This is a genomic window from Streptosporangium amethystogenes (assembly GCF_000721075.1).
In the GTDB taxonomy this organism is placed as follows: Bacteria; Actinomycetota; Actinomycetes; order Streptosporangiales; family Streptosporangiaceae; genus Streptosporangium; species Streptosporangium amethystogenes.
Window position 1 is genome coordinate 169,349 of the sequence record NZ_JOEQ01000007.1, and the last position, 21,972, is coordinate 191,320.

Consider the following 21,972-nt stretch of genomic DNA (forward strand, 5'->3'; position numbering starts at 1 on the left):
ACCGCCGTGCCCCTCCCGCGTGACAGACAGGCGCGTGTGGCGACCTGGGCGGCGTTCTTCGTCCAGGGCCTCTGCTTCGCCACCCTGCTCACCCATGTGATCGACCTCCAGCACAGGTTCGGGCTCAGCGACGGCGACCTCGCCCTGGTCCTGCTGCTCGTACCGGTGATCGCCGGTGTCGGCAGCGCGATCGCCGGCCCGCTGGCGAGCCGGTACGGCAGCGCCCCGATCCTGCGCGTCTCCCAGGTCGCCGTCTGCGTCATCGTGGCGCTGTTGGGCTGGAACGGCCAGCTCGCCGGGCTGTACGCGCTCAGCGCCGCGTTCGGCCTGTCCGTCGGCGCGGTGGACGCGGCGATGAACATGCAGGCGGTCGCGGTGGAGCGCCGGTACGGCATGAGCGTGCTGACCGGCTTCCACGCCGTGTGGAGCGTCGGCTCGATGCTGGGCGCCGGATTCAACTCCGCCTTCAGCGAGCTCGGCGTCGAGCTGGGCTGGTCCTTCTCCGTCCCGGTGCTGATCGGCGCGGTGATCTCCGTGGTCATGCTCCCCCGCCTCTACGGGCGGGACGCGGAGCGGGCCGGCGAGCAGGCAGCGCAGGTGGCGGCCAGGGTGCCGTGGCGGCCGATCATCCCGCTCTGCCTGGCGATGGCGTTCCTGTACGTCGGGGACGCGGCGGTCTCCAACTACAGCACCGTCTACATGGAGAGGGCGCTGGCGACGAGCGGCTGGCTGGTTCCCTTCGCCTACTTCGTCTACCAGGCGACCATGCTCCTCGCCCGGGTCCCCGGTGACCTCGCGGTACGCAGGTACGGACCCGCGCCGGTCGTCCGCGCGGGCGCGGTGATCGCGGCCGTGGGCACGCTGGGCGTCGTCGTCGCGCCCGGTGTCGTGACGGCCGTCCTGTCGTTCGGCCTGGTCGGCGTCGGCCTGTCCGTCATCGCCCCGCAGTCGTTCTCGGCCGCCGGGCGTCTCGGCGCCGGGGCGGAGACCGCGATCGCGCGGGTCAACATGTTCAACTACGTCGGCTTCCTGGTCGGCGTCGCCCTGGTCGGCACCCTCAACGACACGGTGAACGTCCGCGTGGCGTTCGTACCCGCCGCCGTCCTGGTGGCCCTGATCGTCTTCCTAGCCAGGGGTTTCCAGCCGGAACCGGAGCTCGCCGCGCGCCCCTAAGGCGCTCGCGAGGGCGCGGACCGCCTGGTCGGCGCGGTGTTCGGGCAGGCGGGCGAAGCCCATCAGGAGCGCGGGCGGGCCGGGGGCGTGCCGCATCGGCCCCACCGGCTCGACCGCCAGCCCGCACTCCTCGGCCCTGGCCACCACCGAGGCCTCGTCCCAGCCGTACGGCAGCTCGGCGAACAGGTTGAGCCCGGCGGAGACGCCCCGCACGGTGATCTCGGGAAGGTGCTCGCCGAGGGCCAGCACCAGGGCGTCGCGGCGGGCGCGGTACTGCCGGCGCATCCTCCTCAGGTGCCGGTCGTAGTCGCCGGTGGCCACGAAGTCGGCCAGGACGTACTGCTCCAGGACGGGCGACCCCATGTCCAGCTCACCTCGGGCCAGCCGCAGCGACCCGGCGATCCGGGGCGGGGCGACCGCCCAGCCCAGGCGGAGCCCGGGGGCCAGCGACTTGCTGACGCTCCCGACCAGGACCACCCGGTCGGCGGCCAGCCCCTGCAGACAGCCCACCGGGTCGCGGTCGAAGCGGAACTCCGCGTCGTAGTCGTCCTCCAGGATCATCGCGTCGGTCGCGACGGCCCACTCGATCAGCTCGGCGCGGCGGCGGGGCGAGAGCACGACCCCCGTCGGGTACTGGTGCGCGGGAGTGAGCATCACCGCCCGCGCCCCGGTCCCGGCCAGTGCCTCGACATCGATGCCCTCGTCGTCCGCGGGGACGGCGACCAGGTCGGCTCCCGCCGCGCGGAGCAGCGGGAGCTGGCGCACCCCGGCCGGATCCTCGACCGCCAGCAGGATCCGGCCCGGGGAGGGCACGGGGTGCTCGACCCGCCGGACGAACCAGTCGAGGTCGTGGTGCGCCCGGGCCTGGGGAAGCCGCCCCGCGAGCGCCTGGACCGTGAGGCTCAGCCCCTGAGCCACCCCGCCCACGATCACCAGGTTGTCCGGGGTCACATCGGCCGCCCGGACCCTCCCGAGGTAGGCGGCCAGTTCCTCGCGGAGCGCGGAGACACCGCCGGGGTCGCCGTAGTCCAGGGCCTCGACGGGCAGCGCGGCGAGCGTACGCCGCATCGAGGCCAGCCACCGCTCCCTGGGGAACGCCCTCAGGTCGGGCGAGGTGGAGCGGCGCCCGTGGTACGGCTCGCGGCCCTCCGCAGGGCTGGTCGACCCGGGATCGGCGGGCGAGGTGGCGCTGTCCGGCGGCCGGGAAAGGCCACCGGGAAGGCCACCGGGAAGGGCCGCTGGGCGGCCCGCGGCCGGGGCCACCGTGGTGCCCACCCCGGTCCTGGAGATCAGGAAGCCCTCGGCGACGAGCTGCTCGTACGCCTCGACCACCACTCCCCGGGAGAGCCCGAGGTCCCTGGCCAGTTCACGGCTGGCGGGCAGCCGGACCCCGGCCGCCAGGCGTCCACGCCGCACCGCCTCGCGGAGTTCGCGGGCGATCTGGGCGGCGACACCGCCCGCCGCACGGTCGACGACGAGATGCAGATCGGCCAATTGGTCCTCTGTTTCGATGCTTCATTGGACCCGACAGGGGAGCCATTGGCTTCCTAGCATTTCGCACATGAACGTGGATGTCAGTACCGTCTCCCGGCCGGAGTTACGCGGCCTGAGCGAGGCCGCAGGGGCGATGTTCCTGGTGGGAACCCTGGCGGGGGTCTCCGGGGTGATCGGGGACTATCCGGTCTACGGCGGACAGGCCGTGCGCTACCTGCTGGCGGCCGTGGTCCTTCTCACGGTCACCCGGATGGCGGGGCTGCGGTTCGTGCGGCTCACGCCTCGTGAGACGGCACTGCTGGCGGCGCTCTCCCTGACCGGGCTGGTGATCTTCAATGTGTGCGTGATCGAGGCCACCCGGCACGGCGGCCCGGCCCTGGTCGGCACCGTCCTCGGTACCGTGCCACTGGCACTGGCCCTGCTCGGCGGGCGCCCCTCACCCCGGCTCCTGTCGGCGGCGGCGGTCGTCGTCACCGGAGCGACGGTGGCCACCGGGCTGGGCAGCGGTGACCTGACCGGACTGCTCTGGTCGCTGGGCGCGCTGGGCTGCGAGATCTGCTTCTCCGTGCTGGCCATCCCGCTGCTGCCGAAGCTGGGCGCCGTACGCGTCTCGGCCTATTCGGCGTCGCTGGCCGTACCACTGCTGGTCGTCGCGGGCCTGCTCGCGGACGGCACCGCGATGATCCGGGTGCCGACCGCACCCGAGATCGCGGGCCTCGGCTACCAGTCGCTGATCGTGACCGCCGTGGCGTTCTTCCTCTGGTACGACGCCCTGCCCCGGCTCGGCCCGGGGACCGCGGGACTGTTCGCCGGGCTGATCCCGGTCGGCGCCATCGTCACCGGCGCGGTCCTCGGCCTCGGTGCGCCCTCGGTGCCCGACCTGCTCGGCGCGGCGCTCGTGGTCACCGGCATCGTCATCGGCCTCAGAGCCGGTCCACCCGCTGCCGGGGCAGGTTCACCGACTGCGAGGACGCGTCGTCCTGCGGGGGCAGGCTGACCCGCTCGGTGGGCTTGTCGGCCCGTCGCAGGGGCGCCGCCCCCTGGTGCGGCGGCAGGATCGCCTGTCCGGACTCGGCGCTGATCCGCTGCCTGGGGACGGTCCGCTGAGAGTCCGGCCAGCTCACCGGCCACTGGGGAGTCCGCCCGTTGCCTTCTTTGATGCTGTTCAGCGTGATGGCTATCAGCGATACGGCGAGACCGGCCACCACGAAGACGGCCACGAGGATCAACAGGATGATGTCACCGGTCATGATGGTGTTTCCGATGTTCATGATGTCTCCCAACCTCCACCGGACGCTCGGTCCGGCCCCTTTCCAGCTTCTCTCGTTTCTTCGGACATATGTGAACAAAAGACGCATATGCCATTAATGCTTGTCCCAAATATGTAGTTTTCATACGATCTGTCCCCTGGTGCTCGCTGGAGAAGAGGCGGGTCGACTCCCACCCGACCGCGAAGGTCGGACACGATCGCGAGGGCCGTACCCTCTAGGAAAACGGCGCCCGCACGGAGGACCTACGACGATGCCCGAGTTCGACTACACCGACCTGCTTCCCATGGGACCGGACGAGACGGAGTACCGCCTGATCACCACCGAGGGGGTGCGGGTCGTCGAGGCCGCCGGGCGCAGGTTCCTGGAGGTCGAACCCGAGGCGCTGCGGCTGCTCACCGAGACCGCCGTCCACGACATCTCCCACTACCTGCGGTCGTCCCACCTGGCCCAGCTCCGCAAGATCATCGAGGACCCCGAGTCGAGCGGGAACGACCGCTTCGTCGCCCTCGACCTGCTGAAGAACGCCTCGATCTCGGCGGGCGGCGTGCTCCCGATGTGCCAGGACACCGGCACCGCGATCGTGATGGGCAAGCGCGGCCGCCACGTGCTCACCGACGGCGCCGACGCCGAGCACATCTCCCGCGGCGTCTACGACGCCTACACCCGGCTGAACCTGCGCTACTCCCAGATGGCCCCCATCACCATGTGGGAGGAGAAGAACACCGGCTCCAACCTCCCCGCGCAGATCGAGCTCTACGCCGAGGACCCGCTCGGTCACCCCGACGAGTACAAGCTGCTGTTCATGGCCAAGGGCGGCGGCAGCGCCAACAAGTCGTTCCTGTACCAGGAGACGAAGGCCGTGCTCAACGAGAAGCGGATGCTCCAGTTCCTGGAGGAGAAGATCCGCTCCCTCGGCACCGCCGCCTGTCCGCCGTACCACCTGGCGGTCGTCGTCGGCGGCACGTCCGCCGAGTTCGCCCTGAAGACCGCCAAGTACGCCAGCGCCCGCTACCTGGACTCCATCCCCACCGAAGGCTCCCCCTCCGGCCACGGATTCCGGGACACCGACCTGGAGGCCAAGGTCTTCGAGCTCACCCAGAAGCTCGGCATCGGCGCGCAGTTCGGCGGCAAGTACTTCTGCCACGACGTCCGCGTCATCCGCCTTCCCCGGCACGGCGCCTCCTGCCCCGTGGCCATCGCGGTCTCCTGCAGCGCCGATCGCCAGGCCCTGGCGAAGATCACCCCTGAGGGGGTCTTCCTGGAGCGGCTGGAGACCGACCCGGCCAGGTTCCTGCCCGAGACCACGGACGAGCACCTGTCGGACGACGTGGTGAAGATCGACCTCAACCGCCCGATGCAGGAGATCCTCTCCGAGCTGACCAGGTACCCGGTCAAGACCCGCCTGTCGCTGACCGGACCGCTCGTGGTGGCCCGCGACATCGCGCACGCCAAGATCGGCGAGCTGCTGGACGCCGGCGGCGAGATGCCGCAGTACCTCAAGGACCACGCGGTCTACTACGCCGGTCCCGCCAAGACCCCCGAGGGCTACGCCTCCGGCTCCTTCGGCCCGACCACCGCGGGCCGGATGGACTCCTACGTCGAACGCTTCCAGGCCGCCGGCGGCTCCAAGGTCATGCTCGCCAAGGGCAACCGCTCCAAGCAGGTCACGGACGCCTGCAAAACCCACGGCGGCTTCTACCTCGGTTCCATCGGCGGTCCCGCCGCCCGCCTCGCCCAGGACTGCATCAAGAAGGTGGAGGTGCTGGAATACCCCGAGCTGGGCATGGAGGCCGTCTGGAAGATCGAGGTCGAGGACTTCCCTGCCTTCATCGTGGTCGACGACAAGGGCGAGGACTTCTTCACGGACACGACCGGGCCCGTCCTGAGCATCGGCCGCCGCTGACCGCCCCCGGCCTTCTCCGGACTCCGTCGTACCGGCACCCGAGGTCGACGAACTCGACCTCGGGCGCCCATCGACGGCCTTCGACGGCCTTCGATGCCGGAAACATGCTCATTACCTATAGTATCGCCGCATACGTCCTGATTATCGGGAGAAGCCATGGCCCCTCGGCAATTTGTCAGATATCACGCAGCGTTTCTCAACAGTTACGAGCGCGAAAATCTGACCGAAGTTGGCAAGAAGATTCGGCCCGGTCTCTACTGGTCTCATTACGCAAATCGGTAAGCTGCACCACATGCGTGCGCCGCCCGGATACCTTCTTGCAGCGCGCTACCGGCTGTCAGAACCGGTTGGGCGCGGTGGCATGGGCACTGTCTGGCGCGCACACGACGAGTTGCTCAACCGCGAGGTGGCCGTCAAGGAGGTCCGCCTCCCCCTGGTCCTCGACGAGGATCTCCGCGCCGAGCTGTGCGCCAGGACCGAACGTGAGGGTCGGGCGACCGCGATGGTCGCCCACCCCTCGGTCATCACGGTCTTCGACGTCGTCACCGAGGACGAGCGCCCCTGGATCGTGATGGAGCTGCTCCGTGCCAGATCGCTGGAGCAGCTCCTGCAGGACCACGGCCCGCTGCCGCCACGCCAGGTGGCGGAGATCGGCCGTCAGGTCCTGGGGGCGCTGCGCGCCGTGCACGCCAAGGGGATCCTCCACCGCGACGTGAAGCCCAGCAACGTCCTGGTGACCGACGACCGGGCGGTGCTCACCGACTTCGGCCTGGCCGCACTGGAAGGTGACGTGTCGATCACCCAGGCGGGCATCGTGCTGGGCTCGGCCGGATACATCGCCCCCGAGCGCGTGCTGGGCTCCAAGGCCAGCCCGTCCGGCGACCTGTGGTCACTCGGCGCGACCCTCTACACCGCCGTCGAGGGCCGGGGCCTGCACGGCCGCCGTACGGCCGCCGCCGCGCTCGCCGCACTGACCAGTGGCGAGCCGATCCCCATGGAGCGGGCGGGCCCGCTGACGCCGGTGCTGCGGGGTCTCCTCACGATCGACCCGAACTCCCGGCTCGACACGGGACGGGCCTCGCTGATGCTCGCCCGGGTGGCGGCCGGCGGGCTGGTCGAGGATTCCTTCACCATGCCTCCGGCCCGGCCCGCACGGCCCGATGTCAGATCCGACATCAGGCCCGCCAGGCGCCCCGACGGCAGGCCACCCGTGGGCGGGTCCGGCGGGACCCTGGTTCCGCCGTTCAGCCGTCGTTCCCAGCACCGCGGGCTGCACCGGTTCGGCTCGGTGCCGACGCCGACCTCGGCGCCGCGGCTCTCGTCCCCCATGTCGGCCCCGCCACCGTCCGGACCGATGTCTGCACCGGTGTCCCAGCCTCGCGCACATCGGCGTCCGGGCGAAGGGGTGCACAGAAAGCCGACGGAGGTTTCGCCGACCTATCGCCCATTTGTCCGTTTTATGACACCCCTTATAAGGTTGATGCTCCCGCGTCTTCTCTGGCCGAGGGAACTCCGTAAGCGCGGGTAAAGCGCTTCTCAAGGTGGAATGGCTATCTTCTTCTCATGCCGGAACAGCAGATGCGTGTGCTCGCGGACCGTTACGAGCTGATCGCGCCGCTCGGCCGGGGCACGATGGGCACAGTTTGGAAAGCCCGTGACCGTTCCCTCGGCCGTGAAGTCGCGATCAAGGAGATCCGTCAGGAACCCGGCCTCAGCGAGGCGCAACGCGCCGAACTTCGGGAGCGGATGATCCGCGAGGGCCGCACGGCCGCCCGCATCAGTCATCCCTCGGTGGCCACCGTCCACGACGCCATCGTCGAGGACGGCAGCCCCTGGATCATCATGGAGCTCGTGCAGGCACGCTCCCTGGAGCAGGTGATCGAGGAGGAGGGGCCACTCCCGCCCCGCCTGGTCGCCGAGATCGGGGCCGACCTGCTGGGGGCGCTCCGCGCGGCCCACGCCCAGGGGGTGCTGCACCGCGACGTCAAGCCCGGCAATGTGCTGATCACCGAGAACGGCCGGGTGGTCCTCACCGACTTCGGCATCGCCAAGGCCGAGGGCGACACGAGCCTCACCAAGACCGGCATGGTGATCGGCTCTCCCGGATACACCGCGCCCGAGCGGGCCCGCGGCGAGCACAACGGCCCCGAGTCGGACCTGTGGTCCCTCGGCGCCACGCTGTACTTCGCGGTCGAGGGCCGCCCGGCCTACGAGCGGGCCTCGGTGGCGGAGACCCTGGCCGCGCTGATGAGCGAGCAGGTCGACCCGCCCACCCAGGCGGGGCCACTGCGCCCGGTGCTCGAACAGCTGCTGGAGAAGGACCACACGGCGCGGCTGACGGCCGCTCAGGCGGGCGCGATGCTCCGGGCCGTGGCGGACACCCCCTCACACCTCGCGGACTCCATCCCCGCCGTCCCCGCCCCCGCACCGCCCCCTTCCGCCCCGGAGACGCCCCTCGCACCGGACGCGGAGGAGGACGACGCCGACGGCTTCGACGCCGACCGCACCATGGTGGTCATCCGCCCCAAGGGCGGCCTGCGCATCCCCGGCGGAACGGCGCCCGTCGCGGAACCTCCCTCCACCGCGGCCCCCGGCCGTCCGACTGCCTCGCCCTACCCGGACAGCCAGCCCCCGGGGCGGCAGGGCCCTCCCGGTCTCGGGACTCCGGTCGCCCGGGGACCCGCGACCGCCGGTCGCGGCCCGGGCGCCTTCGGGCAGCAGGGAAACGAGCACGGATTCCCCGACAGCGGAAAGCCTGACCTCTCCGCCACCCCGCCGCACGGCTTCCCCCCGGTCGATCCGGAGTTCGGGGCGCCCGTCCCCGGACGCCCGGAAACCCCCGCCGCCCTCCCGCCGCACGGCCCACTCCCCGGCGACCGTCCCGCCGGCCCGGGAGTCCCGATGTCCTCGCAGCCCTGGCGCCCGCCGGGGCCTGAGTCCTCCGACGGCGCCTTCGGCCGCTCTCCCGGCCTGGGCACCGACCTGTTCGCGATCGCGGGTCAGAACGGTCGGCACGTCCCCGGTGCCCCCGGTGCTCCTGGGGAGCGGCAGACCCCCTCGAAAAAACCCCCGATCGGCATCCTCGCCCTCATGGGCGTGGCCGCGATCGCGCTGGTAGTGATCATGATTCTGGTGGTCGCCGCCCTCTCCTGAGTACTCCCCCGGTAAGGACCCGCACCTGCCGGTTTGATTCCCTCCCTGGGACGCAGACTGGACGTATGAGCGAGTATCGGATCGAGCATGACTCGATGGGCGAGGTGCGGGTGCCTGCGGGCGCGAAGTGGCGGGCGCAGACCCAGCGGGCAGTGGAGAACTTCCCCGTCTCCGGGCGCGGGCTGGAGATTCCACACATCTCCGCACTCGGCCTGATCAAGGCCCTCTCCGCCGAGGTCAACGCCGAACTGGGGGTGCTCGACAAGGAGATGGCGCAGGCGATCGCCGAGGCCGCCACCGACGTCGCGGAGAACGAGTGGGACGGTGAGTTCCCCGTCGACGTCTTCCAGACCGGCTCCGGCACCTCCTCCAACATGAACGCCAACGAGGTGATCGCCACCCTCGCCGAGGAGCGGCTGGGCCGCCCCGTCCACCCCAACGACCACGTGAACGCCTCACAGTCGTCCAACGACGTGTTTCCCACCTCCATCCACGTCGCCGCCCTGACCGAGGTGTCATACCACCTGATCCCCGCCCTACGGCACCTGGCCACCGCGCTGCGGGACAAGTCGCTGGAGTTCGACGGCGTGGTGAAGGCGGGGCGCACGCACCTGATGGACGCCACCCCGGTCACGCTGGGCCAGGAGTTCGGCGGGTACGCCACGCAGATCGACAACGCCATCGGGCGGGTGCGCGGCGCGCTCCCGCACCTCGCCCAGCTGCCCCTGGGCGGTACGGCGGTCGGCACCGGTGTCAACACCCCTCCCGGCTTCGCGGCCAAGGTCATCGAGAAGCTGCGCGAGGCCACCGGGCTGCCGTTCTCCGAGGCTCCCGACCACTTCGAGGCCCAGGGGGCCCGGGACGCCATCGTGGAGCTCTCCGGCCAGCTCCGTACGGTCGCGATCTCGCTCAACAAGATCGCCAACGATCTCCGCTGGATGGGTTCCGGCCCCCGGGCGGGGCTGGGCGAGATCAACCTGCCCGACCTCCAGCCCGGCTCGTCGATCATGCCGGGCAAGGTCAACCCGGTCGTCCCCGAGGCGGTGACCATGGTCGTCGCCCAGGTCATCGGGAACGACGCGGCCATCGCCTTCTCCGGTGCCTCGGGCACGTTCGAGCTCAACGTGATGCTCCCGGTCATCGCGCGCAACATCCTGGAGTCCATCCGGCTGATCGCCAACGCCTCCCGGCTACTGGCCGACCGTTGCGTGCACGGCGTGACCGCCAACGTCGACCGCCTGCGCGAGTACGCGGAGTCCTCGCCGTCGATCGTCACCCCGCTCAACCCCTACGTCGGGTACGAGGAGGCCGCCAAGATAGCGAAGCAGGCCCTGGCCGAGCGCAAGACCATCCGCGAGGTCGTCATCGAGCGCGGCCATGTGGCCAACGGCACCCTCACCGAGGAACGGCTCGACGACCTGCTCGACGTACTGTCCATGACCCGGCCTCCGTCATAGCTGCCGCCTGTCACGGTCGTCCGGGCGGCGCCCCGCCGTGTCGTCGGCCATCGCGGCACGCCGCCGCTTTCCCACCTCGTGCGGCACCACCTGGCCGATCCTCGCCACGGCGAGATCCGCGGTGACGGGGCCCAGAACGGCGACCCGACCGATGCCGTGGGGCGGCCGCCTGCGAGACTGCGAAACATGACCCAGATCAAGTTCTATGGTCGGCGGGACGTGTGGTCCGGCCGGCGTCAGGAGATCTCCGACGCCGTCCACGGCTGTCTGGTGGACGTCTGGCGACTCCCCGAGGACAAGCGGTTCCACCGGTTCCTGCTGCTGGACGCCGAGGACCTGATCTGCCCGCAGCGGAGCGAGCGGTACCTCATCGTGGAGATCGTCTGTTTCGGCGGCCGGTCGGACGAGGCCAAGCGCGCGCTGATCCGCGCCCTGTTCGCCAGGACCGGGGAGGAACTCGATCTCCCCGCCGAGGACCTGGAGATCGTGATCCTGGAGTCGCCCAAGGTCAACTGGGGCATCCGCGGTCTCCCCGGCGACGAGCTGACGCTCATGTATCCGGTCACCATCTGAGACGCCGCCTTCCCTCCGGCGGTGGCCGGCCCGGGAGGCTCGTACTCTGGCCCCCATCGGCATCCCCCGGGCCGGGCGGGAAGGCGGAGCCAGGCCACATATACCGGGAATGGAGTGTGGGGGTGGGCTACATGGGCTGGGATTCAGGTCATTGCCTAGATTCGGCAGCATGATGGACCTAGCGGGTCGACGAGCCGTGGTGACCGGCGCGGGCAGCGGGATCGGGCGCGCCTGCGCGCACCGGCTGGCCGAGGCCGGAGCACACGTACTGGTGGTCGACATCGACGCCGAGGCCGCGACCAAGGTCGCCGCGGAGATCTCGGGAACACCCGTCGTCGCGGACCTGTCGGCACCGGACTTCACCCGGGCGATCCCGCCCGGCACGGACATCCTGGTGAACAACGCGGGATTCCAGCACGTCGCCCCGATCGAGAAGTTCCCCCCCGAGGTGTTCGCCAGAATACTCAAAGTGATGGTGGAGGCCCCCTTCCTGCTGGTCAGGGAGACGCTGCCGGGAATGTACGAGCGCGGCTGGGGCCGGATCGTCAACATCTCCTCGGTCCACGGGCTCCGCGCCTCGCCCTACAAGTCCGCGTACGTCACCGCCAAACACGCTCTCGAAGGGCTGTCCAAGGTGATCGCCCTGGAGGGCGCCCCGCACGGCGTCACCTCCAACTGCGTCAGCCCCGCCTATGTCCGCACTCCCCTGGTGGAGAACCAGATCGGCGCCCAGGCCGGAACCCACGGCATCGGCAGGGACGAGGTGGTCGAGCAGATCATGCTCGCCCCCGCCGCCGTCAAACGGCTCATCGAACCCGCGGAGGTCGCCGAACTCGTCGCCTACCTCTGCGGCCCGCATGCCTCCTCCATAACCGGCGCCTCCCTCCCCCTGGACGGCGGCTGGACCGCCCGCTGACCCCCCACGAGACCGCGCCGGCGACTGTGCTGAAGAGTGAAGGAGCCGGATCCCAGCGGCCGGACCGCGACGCGCCAGCGTCGCCAACAACACGTAAGGACACAACACAGGGACGGGCCAAACGCCCCATCTCAAGGGACTACCCGCGAGGACGCGCCGGCGACTGGACTGAGGAGTAAAGGAGCGAAGCGGATGAACGACGAGGGAAGGAGCCGGACAAGAGCGTCCGAACCGCGACGCGCAGCGTCGCCAACAACACGCGTCGCCAACAACACTGTCTTCCTTGAGCTGCTGGCCCGGGAGGCGTCGGCGGTCGAGTTCGAAGGACCCGTTCTCGCCGCGAGGAGCGCCGGGATCGGCGCGGAGGCACTGGCCGAGCTGGAGGAGGCCAAGCTCACCGCGTTGAAGGTACGGGCGTTGCTGCGGCGCAGGGCGAAGCGTGAGGCGGAACTGTCCGCGCTGTTCGACACGGCCGGCGACCTCGCGGGACTACGGGATCTGGACGCCGTCCTGGAGGCCATCGTGCACCGGGCCAGGCAGCTGCTCGGCACCGATGCGGCCTACATGACGCTGCACGACCCCGAGCGGGGCGACACCTGGATGCGGGTGACCGACGGATCGGTCTCGGCGAAGTTCCGGGCGCTAAGGCTGCCCATGGGCGCGGGTCTCGGCGGGCTGGTGGCCCAGACCGCCACCCCGTACTCGACCGCCGACTACTTCGCCGACGCGCGCTTCCGGCACAAGAGCGACATCGACGACGCGGTGCTTGAGGAGGGGCTGGTCGCCATCCTCGGCGTGCCGCTCAAGCTGGGCACGCGGGTGATCGGGGTGCTGTTCGCGGCCAACCGGAGCGTGCGGCCCTTTACCCAGGACGAGGTCGTGCTGCTGGGCTCGCTGGCCGCGCACGCGGCGGTGGCGATCGACAACGCCCGGCTGCTGCAGGAGACCAGGAACGCGCTGGAGGAGCTCAGCGAGGCCAGCCGGCAGGTGAACGCGCACAGCCAGGCGGTGGAACGCGCCGCTCTCGCGCACGACCGGATGGCCGGTCTGGTGCTGCGCGGCGGCGGGGTCGAAGACGTGGCCGCGGTGGTGACGGAGGTCCTCGGTGGCTCGCTGACGGTGCTCGACGACGCCGGTCGTCCGATCGCCGGGGACGCGAGCGTGCTGGAGGGCACGCTGGACGAGGAAACGCTCGACCGGGCGGAATCCGAGCAGAGGTCGGCGCTGAGATCCGCACAGAGGTCGGCGCGGAGGTCCGGCGCCGGGCGCAAGGAGAGCGCCGGGCAGCCGCCGCGGAAGGCGGCGGACGTGATCGCGGACGCCGCGCGGTCGTCGAGGACGCTCGGGCGCACCGTGTGGCGGGGGAACCTGCTGGTCGCGTCGGTGGAGGTGAGCACGGAACCGCTGTGCACGCTGGTGTTGCGCAACGGCGTGCGGATGTCGGACGCCGATCACCGCATCCTGGAACGGGCCGCGCTGGTCACCGCGCTGCTGCTGTTGTTCCGGCGTACGGTGGCCGAGGCGGAGGGCCGGGTCAGGGGTGAGCTGCTCGACGACCTGATCTCACGGCCCGCCCTCGACGGCCTGGCCGACCGCGCCCGGCGGGTGGGGGTGAACCTGGACGCCGACCACGTGGTGGTCGTGGTCCGCCACGGCGGCGGGCGGGAGCGGGCCGCGTTCTGGGCGTCCTCCCAGGCGGCCCTGCACCAAGGCCTGGCCGCCCAGCGCGGTGACGAGGTGGTCCTGCTGTTGCCGGGGGACCGGCCCGGCCTGCTGGCGAAGCGGGTGGCGACCGAACTGAGCGCCTCGCTGGGCCACCCGGCCACGGCGGGCGCCGGAGGACCCGTACGCGGCGCCGCCGAGGTGGCCGCGGGGCACCGGGAGGCCCAGCGCTGCGCCGACGCCCTGGTGGCTCTGGGGCGTGCCGGAGACGGCGCCGACGCCAGGGAGCTCGGCTTCGTCGGACTGCTGGTCGGTGAGGGACGCGACATCGGGGCGTTCCTCACCTCGACGCTCGGCCCGGTGGTCGACTACGACGCCCGCAAGGGCACCACGCTGGTGCGGACGCTCGCCGCGTACTTCGGCGTGGGCGGCTCGCTGTCGCGTACGAGCGAGGCCCTGCACATCCACGTCAACACGGTCACCCAGCGCCTGGATCGGATCGGCCAGCTCCTCGGCGACGACTGGCAGGCCCCCGACCGAGCCCTGGAGATCCAACTTGCCCTCCGCCTGCACCGCCTCAGCGGCTGACCCCGCAGCTGATCCCGCGGCCGCGTGGCCGTCCCCACCTCGGCGGCCGAAGCCGGCCACCCGATCACACCCCGCCCGGCCCCGGCCCGATGGTCGGCCACGGCCGCATCGGGCCCCGCCCGCATGGCGTCGTGGCCCACCTCGGGCGTACCGCGCGGCGGCTCCGAACACCCACATAGGACGCCTGTCGGCTATGGCTGTCACCCCCATAGGAGTGACGCCGGTCACTACGTACGGTAGCCGGAATCCCCCCAACAGCGACTCCCCCTGGTGAGTGAGATGGCAGAGAAAACCCGAACACCCATCGGAAAGATCGTCGGCGGCAGCCTCATCGGCACCACGATCGAGTGGTACGACTTCTTCCTTTACGGTTCCGCCGCCGCCCTGGTCTTCCCGAAGCTCTTCTTCCCCGGGTCGGAGCCGCTGACCGGCACCCTGCGCGGCCTGGCCCCGCTGAGCGCCTACGGGTCGTCGCTGCCGGCCATGCTGTACGTGGTCGGCGCCGCCGTACTCACCCTGATCACCGTGTACGTCTCACGTGAGACCCGGGGACGTGACCTCGTCACCCTCGGCACCCGCGACGAGGCCCCGACCACCCACCGAGCATGATGGAGAGGCATCCGATGCGCATCGAGAACCGGCGGGTACCCACCGCCCGCATCACCCAGAACGTACTGTCCGCCGCCGATGGGACGGCGGGTGGCGAGACGGTGCTGTTCGTGCACGGGAACGTGTCGAGTTCCGCCTTCTGGCGGGACACGCTGCTCGCCCTGGCGGAGGCGGGCCACCGGCCGCTCGCCGTCGACCTGCGTGGCTTCGGCGACACCGAGCCGGCCCCGGTCGACGCCACCCGTGGCCTGCGGGACTACTCAGACGACGTGCTCGCCCTCGTCGACGCCCTCGGGCTGGACGACGTGCACCTGGTCGGCTGGAGCATGGGCGGCGGGGTGGTGATGCAGGCGCTGCGGGACCGGCCGGCCGGCGTGCGGAGCGTGACGCTGGTCAACCCGGTCTCCCCGTACGGCTTCGGCGGCACGCACGGCCCCGACGGGGTGCTGAACCACCCCGACGGCACGGGCGCCGGCGGCGGGTCGGCGAACCCGGACTTCGTGAGGCTGCTCGCGGCGGGGGACACCTCCGACGACTCCCCGGCATCACCGAGGAACGTGATGCGGACCACGTACGTGAAGCCCGGCACCGTGATCAAGGACGAAGACGCCCTGGTCGCGTCGATGCTCTCCACGCGGGTCGGCGATGACCACTACCCGGGCGACGTGGTGGCGTCGGAGGAGTGGCCGGGGGTGCGTCCCGGCACGCGGGGCGTGCTCAACTCCTTCTCACCGCCGAACTTCCGGCTCGACGACCTGCACACGATCGACCCGAAGCCGCCGATCCTGTGGATCAGGGGCGAGGCCGACGTGATCGTCTCCGACACCTCGCTGTTCGACCTGGCCCACCTGGGCGCGCTGGGGGTCGTCCCAGGCTCCCCCGGCACCCCGGCGCAGCCGATGATCGCCCAGACCCGCGCCGCCCTGGAACGGTACGGCCCGTACACCGAGATCGTCCTGGACTCCGGTCACAGCCCGCACATCGAGCGCCCGGAGGAGTTCCGCACCGCCTTGAACGACCACCTGAAGCGGAGCTGATCGTGTCCATGGCAACACCATCGCGTCGCGGCTGGGCCGGAGGGCTCGGCTGCCGCCGTCTTCGCCGCTCTCCTGGCGGGCGGCCCCGCGGCGAGCGCGGGGACTGCTCCCGCGCACTGCGCCCGGCTGGACCGGGTTCTGGTGCCGGGGGCCGAGCACCAGGTGGTGGACAGCCTCTACGCCGCCTACCCCGACAGGCTTCGCCCGCTGCTGCCGTGCTTCCGCAGCGCGTTCGAGGCCATGGAGGACTGGGTGGAGCGCGGGCAGAACCCGCCGCCGAGCGCGACCCTGCCGAGGCCCTCCGGCGGTGACCTGCCCAACGAGTGCCGTCTCGGCACCTGACATGGCCGTGCGGTACGGGTGACCGGCTCAGCTGAGCATGTAGCGGCGCTGCACGGTCTTGGTGACCCGGACCGCGTTCCTGACCCCCGGTATCCGCAGCGCGAGGCGTTTCAGCAGTGGGTACCAGGGCTCGGGAGGCCGGGCCGCGGCGGACTTGAGGATCTCCACCCGCCCACCGCGGTTCATCTCCATCTTGAAGCGGAGCCCGGTCTCCTTGCCGTCCACCCGCAGGAAGGGCGCCCAGACGCCCGGCGCGAGGAAGCCTTCCCGGTACGCCAGCCGGGTCGGGATCTTGGCGATCAGCCGCCCGGCGAGCTGCCCGGGGACGCCCGGCTCGACCAGGGCGGGCGCGGCGACCTCGCGTTCCCTGCCGGTGGTCTGGCGGAGCACCAGCTCCACGGGCGGCCCCCCGCTCGGCGGCACGTACGGCACGGGCACGACCACGAAGACGTGCTTGCGCTGCCTGATGACCGTCGTACCCGGCGAGACCAGGACGATCGACTCGGAGAACGAGCGGGGCTCCACGCAGATCCCCAGCTCTCCCCGGTCCGACCACCAGGGGACGACCAGCCGCTTGGAGTAGTCGGCGACCACCCCGGTGCAGTTCAGCGGGGATCCGGTCACCCGGGTACGGGCCTGCTGAGCCCCCCCGTACATGCGCACGTGGATCTCCCAGAGCCCCGGCGGCAGCGGACCGTCCACGGCCGCCGAGTCGACGTCCAGCCGGGCTGTGCCGGTGACCTGGAGCCTGACCCCGTTGCGGTGACGGCAGCGGATCATCGAGCACTCCACCGGCAGGAAGTAGACGACCCCGGTCTCCTCGTGCCTGATGTAGACCTCGAACCGTGCCCTGGCCGCGGCCTGGCTGACGTCGGCCATCTCGGGGGGGAGGCGGAGCCCGTCCAGGGGCACCGGAGGCTCCCAGAGCAGGCCGTCCTCTCCGTAGGGGATGAAGCGCATCGGGGTGCCGTCGGACTGCATGATCTCCACGGTCAGCCCCATGGTGAGCACACCGTCGTCCCAGACGACGTCCGTCAGGTCGGCCTGGAGGTGGATGCCCTGGCTGGCTCCGGCCAGCATGACGAGCTGGTCGAGCCTGCCCGCCCGCAGCAGCGCGGCGCGGGCCCGCAACTGCACCGGTAGCAGCAGGTCGAGGCGCGGCGGAAAGCGCTGGACCACCAGCTCGCGCAGGGTCGTGAAGGTGGCCGCCCTGCCCAGGGAGGAGGTGGCGAACGTGCCTCCGCCGAGCCGTCGCAGCACCGCGGTGCGGAACCACTGGGCGTACATCCGGTCGCGCCTGGGGCCCTCGGGGACCTCGTCGTCGATGATGTCGAGCAGCTCGCGCAGCTCGGCGGCCCAGACGTACGGGTCCTGGAGCGGCTCGGGCCGCTCGGCGACGTGACAGCAGACCTGGTCGGCCATGACCACGATGATCTTGGCCCGCAGGTAGGCGCGGACGACGAAGGCCTGCTCGGCCAGGCGCCCGCCGGGGTCGGAGAAGTTCAGCGCCTCGTCGTCGAGAAAGGCCCTGCGGAAGAGCTTGTGCGGGGTGAGCAGCGTGAGCAACCGGTCCTTGACCACGTCGGCACGCTCACGGTTGACGTCGAAGACCGGGGAGGGCGGTTTCCGGTCGTCGACCAGCCGCCCGATGAGGATGTCGGCCTCGGTCTCCACGGCACGCCAGTACATCAGCTCCAGGGCCGTCCGTTCCAGACGGTCGGTCTGGCCGAGCATGTAGACGTACTCGCCTCTGGCCACCATGAGGGCGACGTTGCGGCCGCGCATCGGCGATCCGGTCCGCTCAAGGTGGAGCACCTTGACGTTCGACCGCACCGCGGCCACGGCGTCGAGGCGCTGCTGGATCCCGTCATCGGAGCCGTCGTCGGCGAAGATCACCTCGTAGTCGTCGGAGGCCATCGACTGTTCCAGCACCGACCGGATACAGGCGTCGGCGCCATCACCGGGGTTGTGCACCGGCACTACCACGCTGACCTTCACATCCATGCGGCCAAGGGTGCGATGCCCGGGGCCGGGAGGCGGTCAGACTTGCCGAGTCCTGGTCTCTCAGTACCAGCCTTTGGCCTGGGAATGGGCCCAGGCCCCGCAGGGCGTGCCGTAGCGGCCCTTGATGTAGCTGAGCCCCCACTCGATCTGGGTGGCCGGGTTGGTCTGCCAGTCGCTTCCCGAGCTGGCCATCTTGTGGCCGGGGAGGGACTGGGGGATGCCGTAGGCGCCGCTGGAGGTGTTCATGGCGCGCTCGTTCCAGCCGCTCTCCTTCATCCAGAGCTTCTCCAGGCAGCCCCACTGGTCGGCCCAGCCCCGGGACTCCAGCATCTGCTTGCCCAGCGCCCTGTTGCCGGTCGGGTTGGCGGTGCCCGGGGGGAGCCGCTGCGGGTTGAACCCGCCACCGCCCGGCGCCTCGTCAACGATCTTGACCGGGCTGAGCACCTCACGGTTGTCCCGCTCGGCGGCGATCTTGTCGGCCTTGAGCGCCTGGGCCGCCTGGGCCTTCAGCATGTCGGACTCCAGGTCGGAGCCGAACGGGTCGGAGCCGAGCATCTGCGCCATCTCATCCAGGGTGAGCGGCTGCGTGGGCGGGGCCGAGGCGTTCTGGATCGCGGTGTAGGCGGTGAAGGCTCCGCCGCCCACCACGATCACGACCGCGGTGCCCAGGATCAGGACGCGTTTGGGAGTCAGACGGCCCGGCGTCTTCGTCTTGGCCGTTCTGCGGTTCGAGCGACGGGCACGGGGCGCCGCCGAGCGGTCCTTCAGTTGCTGTGATCCTGGACTCACGACCTATGAGCTTGCCGTGCGGAGGGGGGTGGTCCGCAACCAGAACGGAGGAGTTGGTCGGCGCCATACGAGATCCACCGGGCTTCTCCTAAGCTAATCACCAGGCCACGAGCGCTTTCCCGGCCAGGAAAAGATGGGAGTGATTTTGCTCACATTTTACCCTACGGTGCTGCTTCGCCTCTCTATGTGATCACAGGAGCGTCCGAATCACGGCTTGACTGCCTTATTCGGGTACTGTTTGCCCTATGTCGGGGTTCGTGACCTGGCAGATCCATCCAAGCCTTGGGAGAATGATTACCCGGTGGCAGGCATCCTCCTCGTCGAAGACGACCCCTCGGTCAGGACCGGGCTGGAACTGGCGCTCACCCGGCAGGGCCACTCCGTCACCGCATACGCCAGCGGTGAGGAGGCGCTTGAGCACATCAGGTCCCGCCGCCCCGAGATCGCCATCCTGGACGTCATGCTGCCCGGCATCGACGGCGTCGAGGTGTGCCGCCGCATCCGCAGGCTGGACCAGCTGCCGGTGATCCTGCTCACCGCCAGGGGCGACGACCTCGACGTGGTCGTGGGGCTGGAGGCCGGGGCCGACGACTACGTGGTCAAGCCGGTCGAGCCGCGCGTGCTGGACGCCCGCATCCGCGCCGTTCTGCGCCGGATGGAGTCGGTCGCCTCCGACCGCATCACCTTCGGCGACCTGGTCATCGACAGGGGCGCGCTCAAGGTGTCGCTGAGCGGCCGTGAGGTCCACCTCACCCCCACCGAACTGCGGCTCCTGCTCGAACTCGTCCGCCATCCCGGCCAGGTGCTCAACCGCAGATACCTGCTGCGGGCCGTCTGGGACCACACGCACGTCGCGGACTCCCGGCTGGTCGACGCCTGTGTCCAGCGGGTCCGCGCCAAGATAGAGGCGGTTCCCGCCGAGCCCGAGTTCATCCATACGGTACGGGGATTCGGCTACCGGTTCAGCCCACCGTGAAACGTACCCACACCGGCCTGCGCGGCCGTCTGGTGATCACCTTCACCCTGATCGCCGTCACCGCCTCCTCGCTGGTCGCCGGGATCGGCTACGAGTTCGTCAAGATCCGCATGATCGGACGCGCCGAGCAGGTGGCCGTGAGCGAAGTACGCGACATCCTGGAGGGCATCAGGGTGCCCATCGGCGCACTCTGGCCCGGGGACAGCCCGCCGACCGACGACGAGATCAGCGCGCTGCAGAAGAGCCTGCGCCCACAGGGCGGCAGGGTGGTGGTCCGCTACGAGGACTACCTCTACCCCGACGGCGAATTCGGCATCAGGGACGTCCCCGGCGACCTCGCCGCCAGGGCCACCCAGCGGATGGTCGCCAAGCGGCAGGTCGTCAACGGCGACATGTGGCTGCTCATCGGCACCCCCGTCTGGCGGATCGAGCCCATCCACACCGCCCAGCCCACCGGGATGACCGTCTACGTGTTCGCCCCCCTCATCGAGGAGGAGCGCCTTCTCAATGGCCTGCGGCAGCCGCTGGCCGTCGCCAGCGTCGCCATGCTGATCATCGCGCTGGCCCTGGGACTGCTGTCGGCTCGGCAGCTCCTGCTGCCGGTCAGGAGGCTCGGCTCCGCGGCCCGCGCGCTCGGCGCCGGCCACCTGGACACCCGCCTGCCCGTGCAGGGTCAGGACGAGCTCGCCGAACTCACCGCCACGTTCAACGACACCGCCGCCGCCCTGGAGCGGAGCGTCTCCGAGCTCCGCTCGCTGGAGGCGATGTCCCGCCGCTTCGTCGCCGATGTCTCCCACGAGCTCAGGACCCCGCTGACCGCGATGACCGCGGTCACCGACATGCTCTCCGAGGAGGCCGAGCGGCTGCCACCCGAGCCCGCGGCCGCCGTGCAGCTGGTGCTGCGGGAGATCGCGCGGCTGCGGACCCTGGTGGAGCAGCTCATCGAGGCGAGCCGGTTCGACTCGGGCACCGCGACGCTGAACGTGGACACGGTGAACATCATCGACGTGATCTGGGACTGCCTGGAGATGCGCGGCTGGTCGGACCAGGTACGGGTGAACGTGCCCCAGGGACTGGTCTTCTCCGTCGACCCCAGGCGATTCGACGTCATCGTGGCCAACCTGGTGGGCAACGCCCTACGCCACGGTGAGCCCCCCGTGATGGTGACCGCCCGCAGCACCCCGAACGGTCTGGAGGTGAAGGTGCGCGACCACGGCAAGGGCATCCCCGCCAAGGATCTGCCGTTTGTGTTCAACCGCTTCTACAAGGCGGGCGCCCGGGGCGACGGCAGCGGACTCGGCCTGTCCATCGCGCGGGCCAACGCCCAGTTGCACGGCGGCACGATCTCGGTCCGCGCGCAGCGGCCGGGAACCCTCTTCACGGTCTGGCTGCCCCCGGCATGAGACGCCTCACCTGCCTGCTCGTCGCCCTCGCGGTCCTGTGCGGATGCGGCATCTCTCCCACCGAGGTCCAGGACTACGGCCGCCCGCCGGTGATCAGCTACAGCCCGACCTGGGTGACCGTCTATCTGCTCCGTGACGGACGGCTGGAACCGGCCAGGATCCCGGTGGTCTCCGACTCGGCCAAGAACATCATCGACACCCTCTTCCGGGCGGGCAAGCAGCCGCCGAAACGGGGGCTGACCAGCGCGCTCAACAACTTCAGCCACTACGACACCAAGACCACCCGGTACTCCGACAACACCGACCAGCGCAACGATCCGGACGACAGCCTGGGCTACCGGCTGAATGTGATCATCACGGGCGAGGGCAAGCTCTCCAAGGAGGGCCTCGCCCAGATCACCTGCACCATCCGGCAGAACAAGCAGGAGAGCATCTGGAGCGTCGAGATCACCCGGCTCTTCCCCGGGGTCCCGGAGTCGATGGGCGAGCACACCTGCTTCGAGTTCCGCAAGCTCGCGGCCCCCGGCGTGCGACTGCCGCCGTGAGCGCTCCTTGACGCCCGGTGTCCGTGGTCCACGACCGGCGCCCGCCGACCCGCGAACGACGCGCGAAGCGCGGTCGC

The 21,972-nt window shown here is 70.6% G+C and carries 18 protein-coding genes and 1 pseudogene; 15 read left to right on the forward strand and 4 right to left on the reverse strand.

Annotated features, from left to right (window positions below; all coding sequences use genetic code 11):
• Nucleotides 1-36 precede the first annotated feature (36 nt).
• On the forward strand, nucleotides 37-1,173 hold the full coding sequence (locus IG98_RS0113270) for an MFS transporter (RefSeq protein WP_245651535.1): 1,137 nt from the start codon (nucleotides 37-39) through the stop codon (nucleotides 1,171-1,173).
• Here IG98_RS0113270 and pdxR read toward each other — a convergent pair.
• Nucleotides 1,126-2,667: a MocR-like pyridoxine biosynthesis transcription factor PdxR gene (gene pdxR / locus IG98_RS0113275; protein WP_030910824.1), complete on the reverse strand. Its 1,542-nt coding sequence runs from the start codon at nucleotides 2,665-2,667 to the stop codon at nucleotides 1,126-1,128. The genes IG98_RS0113270 and pdxR overlap by 48 nt on opposite strands.
• A gap of 67 nt (nucleotides 2,668-2,734) precedes the next feature.
• On the opposite strand from pdxR, the gene IG98_RS0113280 reads away from it, so the two are divergent.
• Nucleotides 2,735-3,664: a DMT family transporter gene (locus IG98_RS0113280; RefSeq protein ID WP_030910828.1), complete on the forward strand. Its 930-nt coding sequence runs from the start codon at nucleotides 2,735-2,737 to the stop codon at nucleotides 3,662-3,664.
• On the opposite strand, the gene IG98_RS0113285 is transcribed toward IG98_RS0113280, so the two are convergent.
• A complete protein-coding gene (locus tag IG98_RS0113285; protein ID WP_030910831.1) occupies nucleotides 3,591-3,938 on the reverse strand; it encodes a hypothetical protein in 348 nt (115 codons plus the stop codon). The genes IG98_RS0113280 and IG98_RS0113285 overlap by 74 nt on opposite strands.
• Before the next feature lie 250 nt (nucleotides 3,939-4,188).
• On the opposite strand from IG98_RS0113285, the gene IG98_RS0113290 reads away from it, so the two are divergent.
• From IG98_RS0113290 to IG98_RS0113340, 10 genes and pseudogenes are all read left to right on the forward strand, one after another.
• A complete protein-coding gene (locus tag IG98_RS0113290; protein WP_030910833.1) occupies nucleotides 4,189-5,841 on the forward strand; it encodes a fumarate hydratase in 1,653 nt (550 codons plus the stop codon).
• Between the two features lie 361 nt (nucleotides 5,842-6,202).
• Nucleotides 6,203-7,369, forward strand: coding sequence for a serine/threonine-protein kinase (locus IG98_RS0113295; protein ID WP_245651536.1), 1,167 nt, complete (start codon nucleotides 6,203-6,205; stop codon nucleotides 7,367-7,369).
• Between the two features lie 35 nt (nucleotides 7,370-7,404).
• Nucleotides 7,405-8,994 (forward strand): serine/threonine-protein kinase, encoded by a 1,590-nt coding sequence (locus IG98_RS46830; protein ID WP_051752040.1) that lies wholly within the window; start codon nucleotides 7,405-7,407, stop codon nucleotides 8,992-8,994.
• Between the two features lie 65 nt (nucleotides 8,995-9,059).
• Nucleotides 9,060-10,451 (forward strand): class II fumarate hydratase, encoded by a 1,392-nt coding sequence (locus IG98_RS0113305; protein WP_030910842.1) that lies wholly within the window; start codon nucleotides 9,060-9,062, stop codon nucleotides 10,449-10,451.
• A gap of 186 nt (nucleotides 10,452-10,637) precedes the next feature.
• Nucleotides 10,638-11,024: a tautomerase family protein gene (locus IG98_RS0113315; protein ID WP_030910845.1), complete on the forward strand. Its 387-nt coding sequence runs from the start codon at nucleotides 10,638-10,640 to the stop codon at nucleotides 11,022-11,024.
• 172 nt (nucleotides 11,025-11,196) lie between these two features.
• Complete coding sequence (locus IG98_RS0113320) at nucleotides 11,197-11,940, forward strand: 3-hydroxybutyrate dehydrogenase (protein ID WP_211263967.1); 744 nt, start codon at nucleotides 11,197-11,199, stop codon at nucleotides 11,938-11,940.
• Between the two features lie 192 nt (nucleotides 11,941-12,132).
• Nucleotides 12,133-14,190, forward strand: coding sequence for a helix-turn-helix domain-containing protein (locus IG98_RS0113325; protein WP_084195329.1), 2,058 nt, complete (start codon nucleotides 12,133-12,135; stop codon nucleotides 14,188-14,190).
• 279 nt (nucleotides 14,191-14,469) lie between these two features.
• A pseudogene (locus IG98_RS50430) lies at nucleotides 14,470-14,628 on the forward strand (MFS transporter); the annotation flags it as partial.
• 185 nt (nucleotides 14,629-14,813) lie between these two features.
• Nucleotides 14,814-15,836, forward strand: a complete 1,023-nt coding sequence (locus tag IG98_RS0113335; protein WP_030910857.1) for an alpha/beta fold hydrolase — start codon at nucleotides 14,814-14,816, stop codon at nucleotides 15,834-15,836.
• Between the two features lie 141 nt (nucleotides 15,837-15,977).
• On the forward strand, nucleotides 15,978-16,178 hold the full coding sequence (locus IG98_RS0113340; RefSeq protein WP_030910860.1) for a hypothetical protein: 201 nt from the start codon (nucleotides 15,978-15,980) through the stop codon (nucleotides 16,176-16,178).
• A gap of 27 nt (nucleotides 16,179-16,205) precedes the next feature.
• Here the strand turns inward: IG98_RS0113340 and IG98_RS0113345 are convergent, their stop codons facing one another.
• Both IG98_RS0113345 and IG98_RS0113350 read right to left on the reverse strand, forming a co-directional pair.
• Nucleotides 16,206-18,182 carry a glycosyltransferase family 2 protein gene (locus tag IG98_RS0113345; RefSeq protein ID WP_084195330.1) on the reverse strand — a complete coding sequence of 659 codons (1,977 nt, stop codon included), beginning with the start codon at nucleotides 18,180-18,182 and terminating at the stop codon, nucleotides 16,206-16,208.
• 60 nt (nucleotides 18,183-18,242) lie between these two features.
• Nucleotides 18,243-18,971: an aggregation-promoting factor C-terminal-like domain-containing protein gene (locus tag IG98_RS0113350; RefSeq protein ID WP_245651537.1), complete on the reverse strand. Its 729-nt coding sequence runs from the start codon at nucleotides 18,969-18,971 to the stop codon at nucleotides 18,243-18,245.
• A 301-nt stretch (nucleotides 18,972-19,272) separates the two neighbouring features.
• On the opposite strand from IG98_RS0113350, the gene IG98_RS0113355 reads away from it, so the two are divergent.
• The 3 genes from IG98_RS0113355 to IG98_RS0113365 are packed head-to-tail and all read left to right on the forward strand — an operon-like array spanning nucleotide 19,273 to nucleotide 21,895.
• Complete coding sequence (locus tag IG98_RS0113355) at nucleotides 19,273-19,947, forward strand: response regulator transcription factor (protein ID WP_030910870.1); 675 nt, start codon at nucleotides 19,273-19,275, stop codon at nucleotides 19,945-19,947.
• Entirely contained in the window at nucleotides 19,944-21,350 is a 1,407-nt protein-coding gene (locus IG98_RS0113360; protein WP_030910873.1) for a sensor histidine kinase, read from the forward strand. Before IG98_RS0113355 ends, IG98_RS0113360 begins: the two co-directional genes overlap by 4 nt.
• Complete coding sequence (locus tag IG98_RS0113365; protein WP_030910877.1) at nucleotides 21,347-21,895, forward strand: hypothetical protein; 549 nt, start codon at nucleotides 21,347-21,349, stop codon at nucleotides 21,893-21,895. Before IG98_RS0113360 ends, IG98_RS0113365 begins: the two co-directional genes overlap by 4 nt.
• Nucleotides 21,896-21,972: the final 77 nt, after the last annotated feature.

Excerpts from the sequence above, each read along its gene's own strand:
- IG98_RS0113280 (WP_030910828.1), top strand. The coding sequence starts at position 2,735 with ATGAACGTGGATGTCAGTACCGTCTCCCGGCCGGAGTTACGCGGCCTG.
- IG98_RS0113285 (WP_030910831.1), bottom strand. The coding sequence starts at position 3,938 with ATGAACATCGGAAACACCATCATGACCGGTGACATCATCCTGTTGATC.
- IG98_RS0113290 (WP_030910833.1), top strand. The coding sequence starts at position 4,189 with ATGCCCGAGTTCGACTACACCGACCTGCTTCCCATGGGACCGGACGAG.
- IG98_RS0113295 (WP_245651536.1), top strand. The coding sequence starts at position 6,203 with ATGGGCACTGTCTGGCGCGCACACGACGAGTTGCTCAACCGCGAGGTG.
- IG98_RS46830 (WP_051752040.1), top strand. The coding sequence starts at position 7,405 with ATGCCGGAACAGCAGATGCGTGTGCTCGCGGACCGTTACGAGCTGATC.
- IG98_RS0113305 (WP_030910842.1), top strand. The coding sequence starts at position 9,060 with ATGAGCGAGTATCGGATCGAGCATGACTCGATGGGCGAGGTGCGGGTG.
- IG98_RS0113315 (WP_030910845.1), top strand. The coding sequence starts at position 10,638 with ATGACCCAGATCAAGTTCTATGGTCGGCGGGACGTGTGGTCCGGCCGG.
- IG98_RS0113320 (WP_211263967.1), top strand. The coding sequence starts at position 11,197 with ATGGACCTAGCGGGTCGACGAGCCGTGGTGACCGGCGCGGGCAGCGGG.
- IG98_RS0113325 (WP_084195329.1), top strand. The coding sequence starts at position 12,133 with ATGAACGACGAGGGAAGGAGCCGGACAAGAGCGTCCGAACCGCGACGC.
- IG98_RS0113335 (WP_030910857.1), top strand. The coding sequence starts at position 14,814 with ATGCGCATCGAGAACCGGCGGGTACCCACCGCCCGCATCACCCAGAAC.
- IG98_RS0113345 (WP_084195330.1), bottom strand. The coding sequence starts at position 18,182 with ATGGATGTGAAGGTCAGCGTGGTAGTGCCGGTGCACAACCCCGGTGAT.
- IG98_RS0113365 (WP_030910877.1), top strand. The coding sequence starts at position 21,347 with ATGAGACGCCTCACCTGCCTGCTCGTCGCCCTCGCGGTCCTGTGCGGA.